Source organism: Glycomyces sp. TRM65418 (genome assembly GCF_019710475.1).
GTDB lineage: Bacteria > Actinomycetota > Actinomycetes > Mycobacteriales > Micromonosporaceae > Glycomyces.
In genome coordinates this window covers 16,107-32,853 of the sequence record NZ_JAJFAX010000003.1, presented here as the reverse complement: position 1 = coordinate 32,853, position 16,747 = coordinate 16,107, and the positions used below count along the sequence as shown (strand labels likewise).

At 70.1% G+C, this 16,747-nt stretch carries 16 protein-coding genes; 2 read left to right on the top strand and 14 right to left on the bottom strand.

Translation table 11 applies throughout. The annotated features are described in order from the left end of the window. Positions 1-86: 86 nt before the first annotated feature. Positions 87-464: a VOC family protein gene (locus tag K3N28_RS08110; RefSeq protein ID WP_228091988.1), complete on the bottom strand. Its 378-nt coding sequence runs from the start codon at positions 462-464 to the stop codon at positions 87-89. 63 nt (positions 465-527) lie between these two features. Continuing rightward, positions 528-3,254, bottom strand: a complete 2,727-nt coding sequence (locus tag K3N28_RS08105; protein WP_228091987.1) for an RNA helicase — start codon at positions 3,252-3,254, stop codon at positions 528-530. A 98-nt stretch (positions 3,255-3,352) separates the two neighbouring features. On the opposite strand from K3N28_RS08105, the gene K3N28_RS08100 reads away from it, so the two are divergent. After that, a complete protein-coding gene (locus K3N28_RS08100) occupies positions 3,353-4,090 on the top strand; it encodes an HAD family hydrolase (protein WP_228091986.1) in 738 nt (245 codons plus the stop codon). Between the two features lie 85 nt (positions 4,091-4,175). On the opposite strand, the gene tatC is transcribed toward K3N28_RS08100, so the two are convergent. The 5 genes from tatC to K3N28_RS08075 form a co-directional block, all read right to left on the bottom strand. Further along, positions 4,176-5,132 carry a twin-arginine translocase subunit TatC gene (gene tatC, locus K3N28_RS08095; protein WP_228091985.1) on the bottom strand — a complete coding sequence of 319 codons (957 nt, stop codon included), beginning with the start codon at positions 5,130-5,132 and terminating at the stop codon, positions 4,176-4,178. A gap of 45 nt (positions 5,133-5,177) precedes the next feature. Then, entirely contained in the window at positions 5,178-5,456 is a 279-nt protein-coding gene (tatA, locus tag K3N28_RS08090) for a Sec-independent protein translocase subunit TatA (RefSeq protein ID WP_228091984.1), read from the bottom strand. Positions 5,457-5,681: 225 nt separating this feature from the next. Beyond that, entirely contained in the window at positions 5,682-5,891 is a 210-nt protein-coding gene (locus K3N28_RS08085) for a hypothetical protein (protein ID WP_228091983.1), read from the bottom strand. Positions 5,892-5,923: 32 nt separating this feature from the next. After that, positions 5,924-6,856 (bottom strand): YafY family protein, encoded by a 933-nt coding sequence (locus K3N28_RS08080; RefSeq protein WP_228091982.1) that lies wholly within the window; start codon positions 6,854-6,856, stop codon positions 5,924-5,926. Positions 6,857-6,908: 52 nt separating this feature from the next. Next, a complete protein-coding gene (locus K3N28_RS08075) occupies positions 6,909-7,889 on the bottom strand; it encodes a YafY family protein (RefSeq protein ID WP_228091981.1) in 981 nt (326 codons plus the stop codon). A 108-nt stretch (positions 7,890-7,997) separates the two neighbouring features. Between K3N28_RS08075 and K3N28_RS08070 the strand changes: the two genes are divergently transcribed. Beyond that, positions 7,998-9,089 (top strand): DUF3866 family protein, encoded by a 1,092-nt coding sequence (locus K3N28_RS08070; protein WP_228091980.1) that lies wholly within the window; start codon positions 7,998-8,000, stop codon positions 9,087-9,089. 140 nt (positions 9,090-9,229) lie between these two features. On the opposite strand, the gene K3N28_RS08065 is transcribed toward K3N28_RS08070, so the two are convergent. From K3N28_RS08065 to arc, 7 genes are all read right to left on the bottom strand, one after another. After that, positions 9,230-9,514, bottom strand: coding sequence for an XK-related protein (locus K3N28_RS08065; protein ID WP_228091979.1), 285 nt, complete (start codon positions 9,512-9,514; stop codon positions 9,230-9,232). A gap of 11 nt (positions 9,515-9,525) precedes the next feature. Further along, entirely contained in the window at positions 9,526-10,884 is a 1,359-nt protein-coding gene (gene pafA, locus K3N28_RS08060) for a Pup--protein ligase (protein WP_228091978.1), read from the bottom strand. A gap of 291 nt (positions 10,885-11,175) precedes the next feature. After that, complete coding sequence (gene prcA, locus K3N28_RS08055) at positions 11,176-11,931, bottom strand: proteasome subunit alpha (protein WP_228091977.1); 756 nt, start codon at positions 11,929-11,931, stop codon at positions 11,176-11,178. A 15-nt stretch (positions 11,932-11,946) separates the two neighbouring features. After that, entirely contained in the window at positions 11,947-12,741 is a 795-nt protein-coding gene (gene prcB / locus K3N28_RS08050) for a proteasome subunit beta (RefSeq protein WP_228091976.1), read from the bottom strand. Between the two features lie 185 nt (positions 12,742-12,926). Beyond that, positions 12,927-13,142 (bottom strand): ubiquitin-like protein Pup, encoded by a 216-nt coding sequence (locus tag K3N28_RS08045; protein WP_228091975.1) that lies wholly within the window; start codon positions 13,140-13,142, stop codon positions 12,927-12,929. Positions 13,143-13,254: 112 nt separating this feature from the next. Next, positions 13,255-14,760: a depupylase/deamidase Dop gene (gene dop, locus K3N28_RS08040; RefSeq protein WP_228091974.1), complete on the bottom strand. Its 1,506-nt coding sequence runs from the start codon at positions 14,758-14,760 to the stop codon at positions 13,255-13,257. A 202-nt stretch (positions 14,761-14,962) separates the two neighbouring features. Further along, positions 14,963-16,741: a proteasome ATPase gene (gene arc, locus K3N28_RS08035; protein ID WP_374209720.1), complete on the bottom strand. Its 1,779-nt coding sequence runs from the start codon at positions 16,739-16,741 to the stop codon at positions 14,963-14,965. Positions 16,742-16,747 lie beyond the last annotated feature (6 nt).

Genomic DNA, 16,747 nt, shown 5'->3' with positions numbered 1-16,747 from the left:
CCCCTCCGACGCCATCGCCTATCGGGGCCCGCCCCGAGGCCCGCGTGGAGGTTCGGACCGACCGCCGGCCGTGCGGCCGGCTCGGTTCACTCCCAGACGTTCGCCGCGGCCTCGAACGTCTCCGGGTCCGAGTGGAGCGGGATCACGCACACGATGTGGCCGCCCGGGACCCGCAGCGTCCGGCAGTCGAGCCAGCGCGACACCTCCGTGGCGCCCAGCGCCTTCAGCCGCTCGGTCTCCGCGTCGAGGTCGTCGGTCTCGATGTCCACGTGGATCCGCGGCTCGCCCTCGTCCAGGCGCTGCACCGCCGTCGACAGGCCCGGCAGCGCACCCGCGAGCGAGAGGAACTGCTCCTCCCCCGCGACCGGCCGGGCCGCGACCCCCAGCGCGGCCGACCAGAACGCGGCCGCCGCATCGGCGTCGGGGGTGTCGATGAGGATCGTCGAGAGGCGACTGCGGTGCATGGAGCGTCCTTTCAGGCCGGCGGCGCACCGGATCGGTGGCGTCGCCGAACCGCACGCGAGCGTCTACACGTCGGCGACCACGCCGCGGCGGATCGCGTCCACCGCGTCGAAGGCCGCGTCGGCGAGCTTGTTCGAGGACTCGGTCCCGATGTACCGCGCGGCCGTGCCCATCTGGTGCAGCAGGTCCGCGGTCCGCCGCGCCCAGCGCACGAAGTCGCCGCCGGGCATCGGCCACGGCCCGTCGGCCGCCGCGAGCGCCTTCGACAGCTCCTCGCCCTTCGTCCACCGGTAGATCGGCCACGCGAGGCCGAGCTGGGGCCGCGAGATGAGCGAGAGGCCGCGGCTGTTCTCGGCGCGCCGGATCGCCTCCCAGCGCCGGATCGTCTTCGCCACCGCGTCGGTGATCGGCCCCGGCACCGCCACGAAGAACTCGTCCTCCTCGAAGCGGGACTCGTAGATCACCGTCGACGCGATCGCGGCCAGCGAGGGCGCGTCGAGGCCTTCCCAGATGCCGTCGCGCAGGCACTGCGCGACGAGGAGGTCGGTCTCCACGAACAGGTTGCGCAGGAGCCTACCGTCGCCGGTCACGGTCTCGCCCTCGAGATAGCCGAACTCGGTGAGGACCTCGCGCACGGCCGTGAACTGCCGCGCCAGCGAGTGCTCGCGGCGCTCGGAGCGGCGGCGCAGCGTCTCCTCCTCGCGTTTGAGGCGCGACCAGCGGGACGCGTGGACGGTGTGCTGCCCGGCGTCCGGACAGGTGCGGCACGGGTGCGACTTGACCTCCTCGCGCAGTCGCGCGATCTCGGGGGTCTCGGCCGCGCCGCCACGGCGGGTGGGACGCGAGCGGTCCCGCGTGGCCTCGCGCAGGCTCGCCGCGAGGTCCGAGCGGGCCTTGGGGTCCTTGCGGTCGAAGCGCTTGGGCATCCGGATGCGGGTGACGACCTCGACGCCGCCGTCGAACGCGGAGGTCTCGAGCGTCCCGGTCCAGCCGTCGGCGGTGAGCACCGCCCAGCGCGGGTCGTGGTGACGCGAGCCGCCCGTCGGGCGCAGGAACACGGCCCAGCCGCTGCGCTTGCCGCGGGAGATCCAGATGACGTCGCCGCCGCGCAGCTGCTCCAGGTTGGTGCGGGCCTCGTCGCGCAGGGCGCCCTTGCGGCGCTTCTGGGCGCCCCGCTCGGCCTGGGACAGCTGCTGGGTGAGTTCGTAGTAGGCGAGGAAGTCGCCCTTGTCGCAGGAGGCGGCCTTGGCGGCCTCGGCCGCGCGGCGGCCGAGCGTGCGGGCCTGCTCGGCGATGTGGACGGCCTCGGAGTCCGACTGGAACTGCGCGAACGAGGAGGCCAGGACCTCCTGGGCGCGTGCCACTCCGGCGGCGCCGATGAGGTTCACGGCCATGTTGTAGGAGGGCGCGAAGCTCGAGTTGAGCGGGTAGGTGCGCTTGGACGCGAGCCCGGCGAGCTCCTTGGGGCGCACGTCCTCGGCCCACACGGTCACCGCGTGGCCCTCGACGTCGATGCCGCGCCGCCCGGCCCGGCCGGTCAGCTGCGTGTATTGGCCGGGGGTGAGCATGACGTGGTCGGAGCCGTCGTACTTGACGAGCCGTTCGAGGACCACCGAGCGGGCCGGCATGTTGATGCCGAGCGCGAGGGTCTCGGTCGCGAACACGGCCTTGAGCAGGCCGCGTTCGAAGAGCTTCTCGACGACCTCCTTGAAGACCGGGAGCAGCCCGGCGTGGTGGGCGGCGAGGCCGGAGGCGAGCCCGGCGAGCCAGCGGTCGAAGCCGACCGCGTCGAGGTCGGCGGGGTCGATGTGGGCGACCGAGGCGGTCGCGTAGTCGACGATCTCCTCGCGTTCGGCGTTGCCGGTGAGCTTGAGCCCGGCGCGCACGCATTCGTCGACGGCCGCGTCGCACCCGGCGCGGGAGAAGATGAAGTAGATCGCCGGCAGCAGCGCGGCCTGGTCGAGGCGCGAGATGACGCGGCCGCGGTCCACGTACGGCCGGCCGCGGCGGCGGCCTCCGGGGCGGCCCTCGTTGCGTTCGCGGGCGCGGGCGTCCTTCTTGAGCAGTTCCTTCGAGACGTAGTCCCCGTCGGGCTCGAACAGGTCGAGCAGGGCCCCGCCGACCATCATGTGCTGCCACAGCGGCACCGGGCGCGTCTCGGAGACGACGACCTCGGTGGAGCCGCGGACGCTCTTGAGCCAGTCGCCGAACTCCTCGGCGTTGGAGACCGTCGCGGAGAGGGAGACGACGCGGACCTCCTGCGGGAGCTCGATGATGATCTCCTCCCACACCGCCCCGCGGAAGCGGTCGGCGAGGTAGTGGACCTCGTCCATGACCACGTAGCGCAGGCCGTTGAGGGTGGCCGAGCCCGCGTAGATCATGTTCCGCAGGACCTCGGTCGTCATGACCACGATCGGGGCCTCGCCGTTGACGACCGTGTCGCCGGTCAGGAGGCCCACGTTGTCGGCCCCGTGCGCGGCGACGAGGTCGTGGAACTTCTGGTTCGACAGCGCCTTGATCGGGGTCGTGTAGAAGCACTTGGCGCCCTCGGCGAGCGCGAGGTGGACGGCGAACTCGCCGACGACGGTCTTGCCCGCCCCCGTCGGCGCGCACACGAGCACGCCGTGGCCGCTTTCGAGAATGCGGCAGGCCTCGACCTGGAACGGGTCGAGTTCGAACGGGTAGTCCCCCGCGAAGGCCGCCAGCTGGGGCCACTGCCGACGCGCCTGCGCGGCTGCGTGGCGTTCGGCCGGGGAGCGGTCGTCGGCGTAAGGAACGTCGGCGGTAACCATGGGCTCCACACTAGTCCGCCCCACCGACGCGGGCACCCCGGTAACGCGCTGCCGCACCCGGCTGTGACGACGCCTACACGGCCGGGTATCGTCCGGTTGTGCACCGGGATTCCTCACCAGGAGATGACGATGCGGGACGCGGAGGTGTCGACGCGGTCCTGTTCGATTTCCACGGCACCTTGGCGCAGCTCGAACCTCTGACCCGGTCGGTGTCGCTCGCGGCCGAGGCCTGCGGCAGGCGGCTCGATCCGCTCGCCGTGACCGCGCTGGCCGACGCCATCGGCGCGCAGGGATGGCTCGGTTCGGGCATGGAACCGCGGGTCCGCCCGCATTTCGCCGACGCCTGGGCCGACCGCGACCTGGACGAAGAGGCCCACCGCGAGGCGTTCACCGCGCTCGCGGCGCAGGCCCACGGGGCGTTCGAGGGCCTCGCCGAGGCGCTGTACGACCGCCTGGCCTCCCCGGAGGGGTGGGTCGTGTTCGCGGACACCATCGCCACGCTCGTCTCGCTCAAGGCGCAGGGCTACCCGATCGCGCTGGTGTCGAACATCGGCTTCGACGCGCGCCCGATCCTGCGGCGCCTGGGCATCGACCGGTTCATCGACGAGTGGGTCCTGTCCTACGAGGTCGGCTACTGCAAGCCGGACGAGAAGATCTTCTACGCCGCCTGCCACGCGCTCGACGTGGAGCCGGGCCGGGTGCTCATGGTCGGCGACAGCATGGCCGACGCCGGGGCCGCGCGCATCGGCGCCCGCTGCTACCTGGTGCCGCACGCCGAAGCGGGCCGCGTCGTCGGCCTCGACGCGGTGCTGCGCCTCCTGCGCGGCGGCTGCTGAGCCTCACCGCGCGTCCAGACGCGGTCAGGGCCCCACCGCGATGCGGTGGGGCCCTGATCATTGCTCGACGTCGTCCTCAACGGACTCAGGTGATGTCGTCGTACCCGTCGACACGGCGGCCGAGGCGGTTGCGCCGCTCGGGCTCGCCCGGGTAGTCCTCGTCATCGAGGTTGCTGGCCCCTACGTCCGCGGTCGCGATCGGGTCGTCCGCGGTGCCGATGTCGCTGGCCTCCTCGTCGTCCCACTGGTCCTCGTCGGTGATGCCCTTGCGCTTGTCGTTCAGGGTGGCGATGACGAGCGCGACGCCGTAGAGCAGCAGCATGCACAGCGCCAGCGCGGTCATGCCGAACGGGTCCGGGGTGGGGGTGAAGATCGCGGTGAACGTGAAGCTCACGACGACCACGATGCGCCACCAGCCGCGCATCCGCTTCGCGGTCACGATCCCCATCACGTTGAGCATCAGCATGATCAAGGGGAATTCGAACCCGATGCCGAAGACCATCATCACTGCTATGTAGAAGTTGATGTAGGCCTCGAGGTCGAGGGAGATGTTGAGGCCGGTCCCGCTCATCAGGATCATGATGAACTGCATGCCGTGGGAGACCACGAAGTACGCCAGGATCGCGCCGCTCAGGAACAGCGGAGCCGCGATGCCGATGAAGAGGTAGGCGTACTTGCGCTCGTTGCGGTGCAGGCCGGGGGCGATGAACGCCCACAGCTGGTAGAGCCAGATGGGTGCAGTGCCGACGAGCGCCATGTACAGCGAGATCTTGAGGTACAGCCCGACGTGGGAGATGGGGGACTGCAGGTTGAAGTTGCAGCCCACGAGGCCCTCGCCGGTCTCCCGGACGGCGTGCTGCGAGTTGCAGTACGGCTCGGCCAGGAACACGATGACGTCCTTGGACACCGCCAGGGAGGCCGCGGTGCCGACCAGGATGACCAGGATGGCGATGAGCAGCCGCGTTCGTAGATCCGCGAGGTGCTCCATGAGCGTCATGGAGCCGTCGGCGGCGCGCTGGAACTTGGACTTCCGTTTCCTCACGCGCCGCGGTGGTTCGTCAGCCATATGCGTGTCGGCGGCTCTGGGCTAGCGGGTCTTCTTGTGGTCGACCGATTCGCCGTCGATCACGGATTCGTTGACCGGCGCGGGCGGGTCGAGCGGCTCACGGGTGTGCTTGGGCTCGGCGCGCAGGTCGCCGTCCTCGTCGGGGTTGGCCGAGTCCTTCTTCATGGCCTCGGTCTCCGACTTGAGGATCCGCATGGAGCGGCCCAGACCCCGTGCCATGTCCGGAAGCTTCCTGGAGCCGAACACCAGCAAGATGACAACGACGAGAATGATGATGTGCCAGGGCTTCAATGCACCCATTGTTCGGTCCCTCCGGATATGTGTCGGTGACGTTAACCATCGTATGCCGCGCGGGAGGCGGCTGCCACGGAGCCTGCGTCTCGGTCTTCCGAGGTCATGGCTGCGGGCGTGGCTACGACATCGTCGAGCCGGACAAGCATGACCGACGTTTGACACTTCCGTCAACACTGGAGCCTTCGGGATCCATGATCTTTACCAGAATGTGGCGGCCGGGACGGGAAAGCGTCACTGCTTCGGCACGGCCGAGCCGACCCGCTGCGCTTCGGCGAGGGTCGCGTTCAGACGTTCCTGCAGGTCCTGTACCTGACCGACGCGTTCTTGGACGCGGTCGAGGTTCAGCTTCAGCTCGTTCATGCCCTGGAGCAGGCGTCTGGCCGCGACCGCGAGGAGCACGAGCCCGGCGAGTGCCAGCAAGACCGATATCGCCCAGATCATGCCGACAGTCTAACCGCGGGGCGCGGCCGGGGTCAGGCGGCCTGGTATCGGGCCAGCGCGGCGCGGGCGGTCTGGCGGACGGCGTCGCGCAGTTCGGCGGGCGCGAGGACTTCGGCCTCGCCGCCGAGGCCGAGCACGAAGCGGCGGGCCCAGTCGAGGTCGCGAACGCGCATGGTGACGCGGCGGCGCCCGTCGGCCTCACTGGTGATCTCCTCGCACGGATAGGCGTCGGTGACGCTCGTGGCCCCGGGGCCGAGGAGCAGCTCGATGCGCGGCAGCTCGGAGGCGAGGAACGCGGTGGGCGCGGGCTGCCTGCTCAGGCGCAGCGGCTCGGAGGGCTCGTCGAGTTCGGTGCAGGCGTCGATGCGGTCGATGCGGAACTGGCGGATCTCCCCCGCCGTGCGGCACCAGGCGCGCAGGTAGGCGTGGCCGTCGGCGGCGACGACCTCGATGGGGTCGACGACGCGTTCGGAGGTGGTGTCGCGGCTGGCCGAGTAGTAGGTGATGCGGGCGGCGTGGCCGGAGGCGACGAGGGCCGCATAGCGTTCGACACCGGGGTCGACGACGGTGCCGCGGACGGCGACGTCGGCGGGGGCCTCGCCCGCGGCGGCGGCGAGCTTGTCGAGCGCGGAGGCGATCGCCGCGCGGTCGCCGACGCCGGGCGTGTCGGCGAGGACCCGCAGGGCGACGGAGAGGGCGAGGGCCTCGTGCGCGGCGAGCCGGACCGGGCGGTCCATGCCGGCGGCGAAGAGGACGCGGACGGTGTCGGCGTCGAAGGCGAGGTCGATGAGGTCGCCGGGGCCGTAGCCGGGCAGGCCGCACATCCAGAGCATGGTCAGGTCGGACTGGATCTGGTCGGCGGAGACGCCGAAGTCGGCCGCGATCTCGGCGATGGCGACCCCCTCGGGCCGGGCGACGAGGTACGGAACCAGGTTGAGCAGGCGGGCCAGGCGGTTAGTGGTCACGGCGTTCACTCCGGTTCGGGGAAAGGCGAGCGCGGGCGGGCGACCGGGAGCGTCACGGCGTCTCGTCCTCGTCGGCGAGGGCCTGGAGGCACGCGACGGTCTCCTTGACCAGTTCGGGCGGTTCGAGCACGAGCACGTCGGGTCCGAACGAGGCCAGCCAGGCGGCGGTCTCGGTGGTGTCGGTGTAGGAGAAGCAGACGTGGTCGCCTTCGGCGGTGCGCGGGCCGATCTGGTCGGCGCGGCGGCGCACGCCCCAGGCGCGCTTGGGCTTGACGACGACCGTGGCGCGGCTCGGGAGGTGGCGGGCCTCGGACTCGGAGGCGAACGCGAGCACGTCCACGTCCTGGGGGATCGCGAACGCGCCTTCGGGGCCGGTGAGGCGGACCTTCCCGGTGATGCGGGAGAGCCGGAAGCAGCGCTGCGCGCCGCGGTCGAGGTCGTATCCGGCGACGTACCAGCGGCCGCGCCAGGCCCCGCAGCCCCACGGCTGGAGGCGTCGCGGCTGGGGGGACTCGTCGCGGGGACCGAGGTAGTCGAAGACGACGGTGCGGCGGGAGGCGACCGCTTCGAGGAACGGCGCCAGCGCGGCCTCGGCGCCGGGCAGGGACGTGACCGGCGTGGCGGCGGCGTGGGACTCGACGTCGATCCCGGCGGCCCGGAGCTTGCGGAGCGCGTCGGCGGAACCGGACTGGAGCTCGGGCTGCTGCCACAGGCGGGCGGCGGCGGCCACGGCGGCGGCTTCGGCGTCGGTGAACTCGATCTGCGGCAGCTCGAAGTCCGAGCGCGCGATGCGGTATCCGGGCTCGCCGTCGCCGAGGTAGTCGATGCCGGACTGGAGGGGGATGCCGATGCGGCGCAGTTCGGCCTTGTCGCGCTCGAACTTGCGCTGGAACGCGTCGTGGGCCTTCTTGTCGTCGTGGTCGTGCTCGTATCCGGGGACGGTCCGCGCGATCCGAGTGGCGGTCTGGAAGCGCCGCGAGGACAGCAGGCAGATCACCAGGTTCACCAGTCGTTCAGTGCGATCGTTGGACACCCGACCAGCCTATGCCAGGCCTCGGAGGCGCCGCCAGCACGCCCGGCGCCAAGATCACGGCCGCGGCGCGGCGGCCGATGCGGTGCGCGCGCTTGATACTGTCCGGGCGTGATCAGATGGCGATACGGGACCGTCACCGGCGTGCGCGGCGGCTGGCGCGGCTGCACCGAACTGGACGTCGACGTGGAGGCCCGCGAGGGCGAGGACGCGTTCTCCTGCCGGGGCCTGGCCTACGACGCGCTCGTGGGGGTCCCCGAGGTCGGCGACCGGGTGCTGCTCAACTGCAACGCCATCGCGAAGGGCCTGGGCACGGGCGGGTACGCGATGGTCGTGGCCGTGCCCGACCGGCTTCCGGCCGACGTCGACGAGCCGGGGCACATCGTCAAGGCCCGCTACACGCCGATGCAGGCGATGCGGCTGGCCGTGGACGAGGACGACTCGCCGCATCGGGCGGCCGTGGAGGCCTGCGAGGACCTCGGCGGGATGCCGGTGGTCGTCGCGGATCTGCACTCGGCGCTCGCGCCGGTGCTCGCCGGGATCCACGCGACGGCCCCCGAGGCGCGGGTCGCGTACGTGATGACCGACGGCGGCTCGCTGCCGGCGTGGTTCTCGCGTCAGCTCGACCAGCTCTCGGATCGGCTGTGCACGGTGGTGACGGCCGGGCAGTGCTTCGGCGGCGACCTGGAGGCGACGAACGTCCACAACGCGCTCATCGCGGCGCGCGTGGTCGGCGGCGCGGACATCGCGATCGTGGCGCAGGGTCCGGGGAACCTCGGGACCGGCACGGTGTGGGGATTCTCAGGGACCGCGGCGGGCGAGGCGGTGAACGCCGCGGCGGTGCTCGGCGGCAGGCCGGTGGCGTCCTTGCGGATCTCCGAAGGCGACGCGCGCGAGCGGCACCTCGGGATCTCGCACCACTCGATGACGGCGTACGGGAAGGTCGCGTTGGCGGCGGCCGACGTCCCGGTGCCGGACGAGCTGCCCGCGGAGCTGGAGACCGGGATCAAGCGGCAGCTGGCGGAGCTGCCGGACCGCCACCGCCGGATCGAGGTCGACTGCTCGGGCCTGGTGGAGGCCATGGAGGCGCTGCCCGTGAAGCTCTCGACGATGGGCCGGGGCCTGGACCGCGACCGCGTCTACTTCGTGGCGGCGGCCGCCGCGGGAAGGCACGCGGCCCTGCTCGCGTTGAGCCGCGATTAGGCCGCGGGGAAGGCGCACGGCGGCGCGGACCGCTTCGGGTTCCGTGCGGCCCAGAACGCCCCGTCATCACGCACCGCCTTGCACCGCAATGCGAAACGCCCCGCCGGCGCTGTCGCGCCGGCGGGGCGTTCGTCGATTCGCTAGAGCACGAACAGGACCAGGATCCACAGGCCGATGACCGCCGCCAGGGCGAGCGCCAGGACCCAGGTGGGGACCGTGTACTCGCCTCGGCGGTTGCGGGCGATCTCCTCGCGGATCCTCGTCGTGCGCCGCTCATAGGCGGCGATCGGGTCGAGCGAACTCAGCGCGCCGCGGTGCCGCTGGTCGCGCGCGGCCGGACCTCGCGGCCCGACCGTGGGTTCGCGCACGGCGGCGTCCGCCTCGATCGGACTCGGCCGCTCGGCCGCCTGCTCGCGTTCGGACATCACTCGGCGCCTCACATGCTGGCGATGAGCTTGTCCACCCGCTCGTCGCGGGACCGGAACGGGTCCTTGCACAGGACGGTGCGCTGCGCCTGGTCGTTGAGTTTGAGATGCACCCAGTCCACAGTGAAGTCGCGGCGCTTCTCCTGCGCCTTGCGGATGAACTCGCCGCGCAGGCGCGCGCGCGTGGTCTGCGGCGGCACTTCCTTCGCCTCGAAGACCTCCACGTCCTGTGTGAGCCGCTCGGCCTCGCCGCGGCTCTCCATCAGGTGGTGCAGGCCGCGGCCGCGCCGGATGTCGTGGTACGCCAGGTCGAGCTGCGCGACGCGCGGGCTCGACAGGGCGAGGCCGCGCTTCTCGCGGTACCGCTCGATGAGCTTGTACTTCGCGACCCAGTCGATCTCGCGCGAGACCGAGTCGAGGTCGCCGCTCTCGACGGCGTCGAGGACCCGGCCCCACAGCTCGATCACGCGCTTGGTGGTCGCGTCGGCGCCGCGCTGGTCGACGAAGTCGATCGCCTTGTCCAGGTACTCGCGCTGGATGTCCAATGCGGAGGCCTCGCGGCCGCTCGCCAGGCGCACCAGGCGCTTGCCGGTCGTGTCGTGGCTGATCTCTCGGATGGCCCGGATCGGGTTCTCCAGCGTGAGGTCGCGCATCGTCACACCGGTCTCGATCATCCGCAGCACCAGGTCGGCCGAGCCGACCTTGAGCATCGTGGTGATCTCGTTGATGTTCGAGTCGCCGACGATGACGTGCAGGCGGCGGTAGCGCTCGGCGTCGGCGTGCGGCTCGTCGCGGGTGTTGATGATCGGACGCGAGCGCGTGGTCGCGGAGGAGACGCCCTCCCAGATGTGCTCGGCGCGCTGCGAGAGGCAGAAGCGGGCCCCGCGCGGGGTCTGGAGGACCTTCCCGGCGCCGCAGATGAGCTGGCGGGTGACTAGGAACGGGATGAGGACCTCGGCGAGGCGCCCGAACTCGCCGTGGCGGCTGACCAGGTAGTTCTCGTGGCAGCCGTAGGAGTTCCCGGCGGAGTCGGTGTTGTTCTTGAACAGGTAGATGTCCCCGGCGATGCCCTCGTCGTGGAGTCGCTTCTCCGCGTCGATCATGAGCCCTTCGAGGATGCGCTCACCGGCCCGGTCGTGCTTGACCAGGTCCTCGACCGAGTCGCACTCGGGAGTGGCGTACTCGGGGTGGGAGCCCACGTCGAGGTAGAGGCGGGCGCCGTTGCGGAGGAACACGTTGGAGGAGCGGCCCCAGGAGACCACTCGCCTGAAGAGATAGCGGGCCACTTCGTCCGGAGACAGGCGGCGCTGTCCCCTGAAGGTGCAAGTGACCCCGTATTCGGTCTCCAGTCCGAAAATGCGCCTGTCCATGTCGAAACCCTACCCCGATTCGGTTGAGGAGAACACCCCCCGCGGTCGAACGGTTCCATACCGCGACGGGCCCTCTGGCGATTGTTCGATTTACGGCGGTATGCACTTGTCCGGGCCGAGCCGCCGCCCGTTCGAAGCGTTCGCCGGTGTGGAGCGGTCCGTTCGCACGGGAGCGTCGGTCGCGGCGCCTCGCTGCCGGGTCGGTGGCCGACCGGGCCGGTCGGGGCCCCGCGGAAGCGCGGGTACCCCGCTCGGCCCGGTCTCAAGCGATGATCGGAGAGCGGGCGTCGGTCAGGATTCGTCGGGGTCGGGCGTCTCGTCCGCGGCCTCGGCGGGTTCCGGTTCGGCGGCTGCCGGCCCGGGCATGATCGCGTCCAGGGCGAGGCCCTCGATGCGCCGGAAGGCCCGGCCCGGGCGGGCGCGCTCCAGGACCGCGACCTCCAGGACGTCGGTGGTCAGCTCCCGGCGGGAGCCGTTGCCGTCGCTGGAGAGGGCCCGCAGGGCCAGCGCGAAGGCGTCGGCGATCGGGGACGCGAAGTCGTGGCCTTCGGCGAGGACCTCCTTGAGCCGGTCGGCGTCGCCGCCCATGGCCAGGTAGCCGGGCTCGTCGTTGATCGAGCCGTCGAAGGTGAGCCGGTAGAGCTCGTCCTCCTCGGGCGCGACCCCGACGCCGGCGACGCAGATCTCGACCTCGAAGGGCTTGGTCTGCTCCGAGAAGATCGCACCGAGGGTCTGGGCGTAGGCCTTGGCGAGGCTGGCGGCGTTGACGTCGCGGCGGTCGTAGGAGTAGCCGCGCAGGTCGGCCATCCGGACTCCGGCGGTGCGGAGGTTCTCGAACTCGTTGTACTTGCCGACGGCGGCGAAGCCGATGCGGTCGTAGAGCTCGTAGACCTTGTGGAGGGCCGAGGAGACGTTCTCGGCGACGAGCAGGACGCCGTCGGCGCAGGAGAGCACCACGACGTTGCGACCGCGGGAGATGTTCTTCCGGGCGAATTCGGCCCGGTCCCGCATGATCTGCTCGGGACTGGTGTAGAACTGCATGGCCATGTCCGGCTCCTCTCCTTATCCGTAGGGGTTCTCGGTGCGAGCCGCGATGACCGCGCGGGCCACGTCGGCCACGGTGGCCTCGTCGATCCGCTTGGAGCCTTCCGCGGTGGCGGTCATGACCACGGGATAGAGGTCGCGGGTGGGGTCGGGTCCGCCGGTGGCGGAGTCGTCGTCGGCCGCGTCGTAGAGCGCCTCGACCGCGATCGTGACGGCCTCGTCGGTGCTGATGTCGCGCCGGTAGCGCTTCTTGAGCGAGCTCTTGGCGAAGATGGAGCCGGAGCCGATGGAGTCGAAGTCGCGTTCGGCGTAGATGCCGCCGACGACGTCGAAGCTGTAGATCTTCCCGGCTTCGGGGATCGAGTCGGCGTCGACGTCGAAGCCCGCGAACAGGGGCACGACGGCGAGGCCCTGGAGGGCGATGCCGAGGTTGCCGCGCAGCATGGTGGCGAGGCGGTTGGCCTTGCCGTTCAAGGTGAGCGGGGCGCCCTCGATCTTCTCGTAGTGCTCGAGTTCCACCTGGTAGAGCTTCACCAGCTCGATGCCGAGGCCGGCCGTGCCCGCGATGCCGACGAGCGAGTAGCTGTCGGCGGGGAAGACCTTCTCGATGTCGCGGCTGGAGATGTAGTTGCCCATGGTGGCGCGCCGGTCGCCGGCCATGACGACGCCTTCGGCGGTGCGGAGCGCGACGATGGTGGTGGCGTGGCCGCTCATCTCGGCGAAGTCGCCGGGCGGCAGGGGCCTTCGCCCTGGCAGCAGTTCCGGTGCCGCGTGCGTGAGGAACTCCGAGAACGAGGAGGTTCCAGCCGTCATAAACGCGTTGGGCAGTTTGCCTGGGAATCCTTGACCTGTCACGACATGACCTCCCTGATCCTCTATTCAGTAAAAAGCGGCGAGGGCCGCGAGGGCCTCGCGTACCAGTGTCTCACTGGCGCAAGGCCCCCGGTGCGCCTGCAGTGCCGTCGCACCAGGTGGCCTTGTCACCTGCAGGGGGCTTGCTACTGGCCGCCCTTTTGCACGAACGAGCGGACGAATTCCTCGGAGTTGGTCTCCAGGACGTCGTCGATCTCGTCGAGCAGGTCGTCGACTTCTTCGGTGATCGCTTCATGGCGTTCGGCAATCTCGGGGTCTACAGCGGCCTCGGTGGCCTCGGCATCTGATTCCTGCCGCGACCGCTGCGACTGCGACTGCCCGCCGGAGTCCTTCGCTGCCATAGCTGTTCCCTTCTACCTCGACGGTGCCTAAACCGTACCGCGAGAGTACGACAGCACGCCAGATACGACGCCGTACCGCCGTGCAATATTCCCGCGGACGAAAAATGGACGCCTAATCGGCGGTGATGACGTCGAGGAGGTCCTTCGCCGCCTCGCAGCGTTCGAACAGCTCCCCCACGTGGGCTTTGGTGCCTTTTTCGGGCTCCATCATGGGCACTCGCACGAGCGAGTCGGCGCCGACGTCGAAGATGACCGAGTCCCAGGAGGCCGCGACGACCTCGGAGGGGTATTTCGCGAGGCACCGGCCGCGGAAGAACGCCCGCGTGTCGCTCGGCGGCTCGGTCATCGCGTCGATGATCTCGGTGTCGGTCAGGAGGCGCTTCATCTGCCCGCGGGCGACGAGGCGGTGGTAGAGGCCCTTCTCGGGGCGCACGTCGTGGTACTGCAGGTCGATGGCCTGGAGCTTCGCGGAGCCCCAGTCGAGGTTCTCGCGCTCGCGGTAGCGGTTGAGCAGCGAGAGCTTCGCGGGCCAGTCGAGCATGTCGGCCAGTTCCATCGGGTCGCGGGCCAGGGTGTCGAGCACGAACGCCCACTGGTCGAGGACTTCTCGCGTGTCGGGGTCGGCGTCGGCGCCGCAGTAGGCCTCGGCCTGCTCCAGGATGGACTGCTGGAGTTCGACGGCGGTGAGGCGCTTGCCGTTGCGCAGCTCGATCTTGTGCTTGAGCGAGGGGTCGTGGCTGACGGCGCGGAGTTCGGCGACGGGCTCGGCGATGCCGAGGGTGCCGTCGAAGACGCCGGACTCGATCATGGACAGCACGATCGAGGCGGTGCCGACCTTGAGGAAGGTGGCGTACTCGGCGAGGTTGGCGTCGCCGATGATGACGTGCAGGCGGCGGTAGCGCTCGGCGTCGGCGTGCGGCTCGTCGCGGGTGTTGATGATGGGCCGCTTGAGCGTGGTCTCCAGGCCGACCTCGACCTCGAAGAAGTCGGCGCGCTGGGAGATCTGGAACCGGTGCTCGGAGGCGTCCTGGCCGATGCCGATGCGCCCGGCGCCGCAGAAGACCTGGCGGGTGACCAGGAACGGCGTGAAGTGGGCGACGATGTCGGCGAACGGGGTCTGGCGCGACATGAGGTAGTTCTCGTGCGCGCCGTAGGAGGCGCCCTTGTTGTCGGTGTTGTTCTTGTAGAGGTTGATCGGACCGATGCCGGGGGTGTGGGCCGCGCGGAGGGCGGCCTCGGCCATGGTCATCTCGCCGGCCTTGTCGAACAGGACGATCTCGCGCGGGTTGGTGACCTCGGGCGTGGAGTACTCGGGGTGCGCGTGGTCGACGTAGAGGCGGGCGCCGTTGGTGAGGATGACGTTCGCGAGCCCGGAGTCCTCGTCGGCGAGGTTCTCCGCGGGGTCGTAGAGGGCGCCGGTGTACGTGAAGCCGCGCGCGTCCCGCAGGGGGGTCTCCTCCTCGTAGTCCCACCTGGCGCGTCCGCCCTTGGAGAGCTCGGGGCGGGCGGCGTAGGCGTTGACGATCTGCGAGGAGGTCACCATCGGGTTGGCACCCGGCTGGCCCGGCACGGAGATCCCGTATTCGATCTCGGTGCCCATAATGCGGCGTACGGTCATGCCTTCGAGCCTAGTCCCTTCCGGCGCGCCGCCGCCCCCTCTGATCGGAGACGATTCGAAATCTCGGCCGCCGAGCTGCACGCCGTTCAGGTTCTCGGTTCTCATGGCGACCGGTTACCCGCGATCAGGGCCGCGACACGTGGTCGGGTGCGCCGATCGGCCGGCGGGAAGACCCGCCGGCCGATCGATCGCGCGTGTTCCGCTACAGGTACTGACCCGTGTTCGACACGGTGTCGATGCTGCGGCCGGAGTCGGGGCCCTTGCCGGAGACGAGCGTGCGGATGTAGACGATCCGCTCGCCCTTCTTGCCGGAGATCCGGGCCCAGTCGTCCGGGTTGGTGGTGTTCGGCAGGTCCTCGTTCTCGCGGAACTCGTCCACGGTGGCGTCGATGAGGTGGCTCAGCCGGATGCCCTTCGACTGGTGCGTCAGGAAGTCCTTGATGGCCATCTTCTTCGCCCGGGCGACGATGTTCTCGATCATCGCGCCGGAGTTGAAGTCCTTGAAGTACAGGACCTCCTTGTCGCCGTCGGCGTAGGTGACCTCCAGGAACCGGTTCTCGTCCACTTCGGAGTACATGCGCTCGACGACCGCCTGGATCATCGAGTTCACCGTGGCCTCGCGGTCCTTGTCGTGCTCGACGAGGTCGTCGTCGTGGAGCGGCAGGGTCGTGGTGATGTACTTCGAGAAGATGTCCTTCGCGGATTCGGCGTCGGGCCGCTCGATCTTGATCTTGACGTCCAGGCGGCCGGGCCGCAGGATCGCCGGGTCGATCATGTCCTCGCGGTTGGAGGCGCCGATGACGATGACGTTCTCCAGGCCCTCCACGCCGTCGATCTCCGACAGCAGCTGCGGGACGATGGTGTTCTCGACGTCGGAGGACACGCCGGACCCGCGGGTGCGGAATATCGAGTCCATCTCGTCGAAGAACACGATCACCGGCATCCCTTCGGACGCCTTCTCGCGGGCCCGCTGGAAGACCAGGCGAATGTGCCGCTCGGTCTCGCCGACGTACTTGTTCAGCAACTCGGGGCCCTTGATGTTGAGGAAGTAGCTCCTGCCGGAGGCCTCCTCGCCGCGCATCTCGGCGACCTTCTTGGCCAGCGAGTTGGCGACGGCCTTGGCGATGAGCGTCTTGCCGCAGCCGGGCGGGCCGTAGAGCAGGATGCCCTTGGGCGGGCGCAGCTCGTGCTCGCGGAAGAGGTCGGCGTGCAGGAACGGGAGCTCCACGGCGTCGCGGATCATCTCGATCTGGCCGTCGAGGCCGCCGATGTCGTAGTAGTCGACGTCGGGGACCTCTTCGAGGACGAGCTCTTCGACCTCGCTCTTCTGGATGCGCTCGTACGCGTACCCGGCGCGCGGCTCGATCATGACCGAGTCGCCCGCCCGCAGCGGCGAGTTGATGAGCGCGTCCGAGAGCAGCACGACCCGCTCCTCGTCGGCGTGACTGGTCACCAGCGCCCGGTCGGGCGGTCCGTCCGGGCTCTCGATCAGCTCCTTGAGCGTCACGACCTCGCCGATGCGCTCGTAATCGAGCACCTCGACCACGTTCATCGCGTCGTTGAGCAGGACTTCCTGACCGCGTTCGAGCTCGTCGACGTCGATGGACGGCGCGAGCGAGACGCGGAACTTCCTCCCGGAGGTGAAGACGTCGACGGTGCCGTCTTCACGGGCTCCCAGGAACACGCCGTAACCGGACGGCGGCTGTGCGAGCCGGTCGATCTCCTCCTTCAGCGAGACGATCTGCTCGCGGGCCTCTTTCAAGGTCCCCACGAGTCGTTCGTTCTGCTCCGACAAGCGGTCGATCTGGGATTGGGCGGCGGCGAGCCGCTCCTCCAGAATGTGCATGTGTCGGGGCGTTTCGGTGAGACGGCGTCGGGCAGCGGCCAGTTCTTCCTGGAGCTCTTCGACCTGTCCTGACAGTTCGTCGTGCTCTGGGCCCTGGCCCAGCCCCTGTCGACGGTCATCGTTGCTACGTGCCACGGGTCA

What these genes read in the sequence shown, in the direction of transcription:
- K3N28_RS08110 (WP_228091988.1), bottom strand. Translation starts at nt 464, where the DNA reads ATGCACCGCAGTCGCCTCTCGACGATCCTCATCGACACCCCCGACGCC.
- K3N28_RS08105 (WP_228091987.1), bottom strand. Translation starts at nt 3,254, where the DNA reads ATGGTTACCGCCGACGTTCCTTACGCCGACGACCGCTCCCCGGCCGAA.
- tatA (WP_228091984.1), bottom strand. Translation starts at nt 5,456, where the DNA reads ATGGGTGCATTGAAGCCCTGGCACATCATCATTCTCGTCGTTGTCATC.
- K3N28_RS08085 (WP_228091983.1), bottom strand. Translation starts at nt 5,891, where the DNA reads ATGATCTGGGCGATATCGGTCTTGCTGGCACTCGCCGGGCTCGTGCTC.
- K3N28_RS08065 (WP_228091979.1), bottom strand. Translation starts at nt 9,514, where the DNA reads ATGTCCGAACGCGAGCAGGCGGCCGAGCGGCCGAGTCCGATCGAGGCG.
- pafA (WP_228091978.1), bottom strand. Translation starts at nt 10,884, where the DNA reads ATGGACAGGCGCATTTTCGGACTGGAGACCGAATACGGGGTCACTTGC.
- prcA (WP_228091977.1), bottom strand. Translation starts at nt 11,931, where the DNA reads ATGGCCATGCAGTTCTACACCAGTCCCGAGCAGATCATGCGGGACCGG.
- prcB (WP_228091976.1), bottom strand. Translation starts at nt 12,741, where the DNA reads ATGACGGCTGGAACCTCCTCGTTCTCGGAGTTCCTCACGCACGCGGCA.
- K3N28_RS08045 (WP_228091975.1), bottom strand. Translation starts at nt 13,142, where the DNA reads ATGGCAGCGAAGGACTCCGGCGGGCAGTCGCAGTCGCAGCGGTCGCGG.
- dop (WP_228091974.1), bottom strand. Translation starts at nt 14,760, where the DNA reads ATGACCGTACGCCGCATTATGGGCACCGAGATCGAATACGGGATCTCC.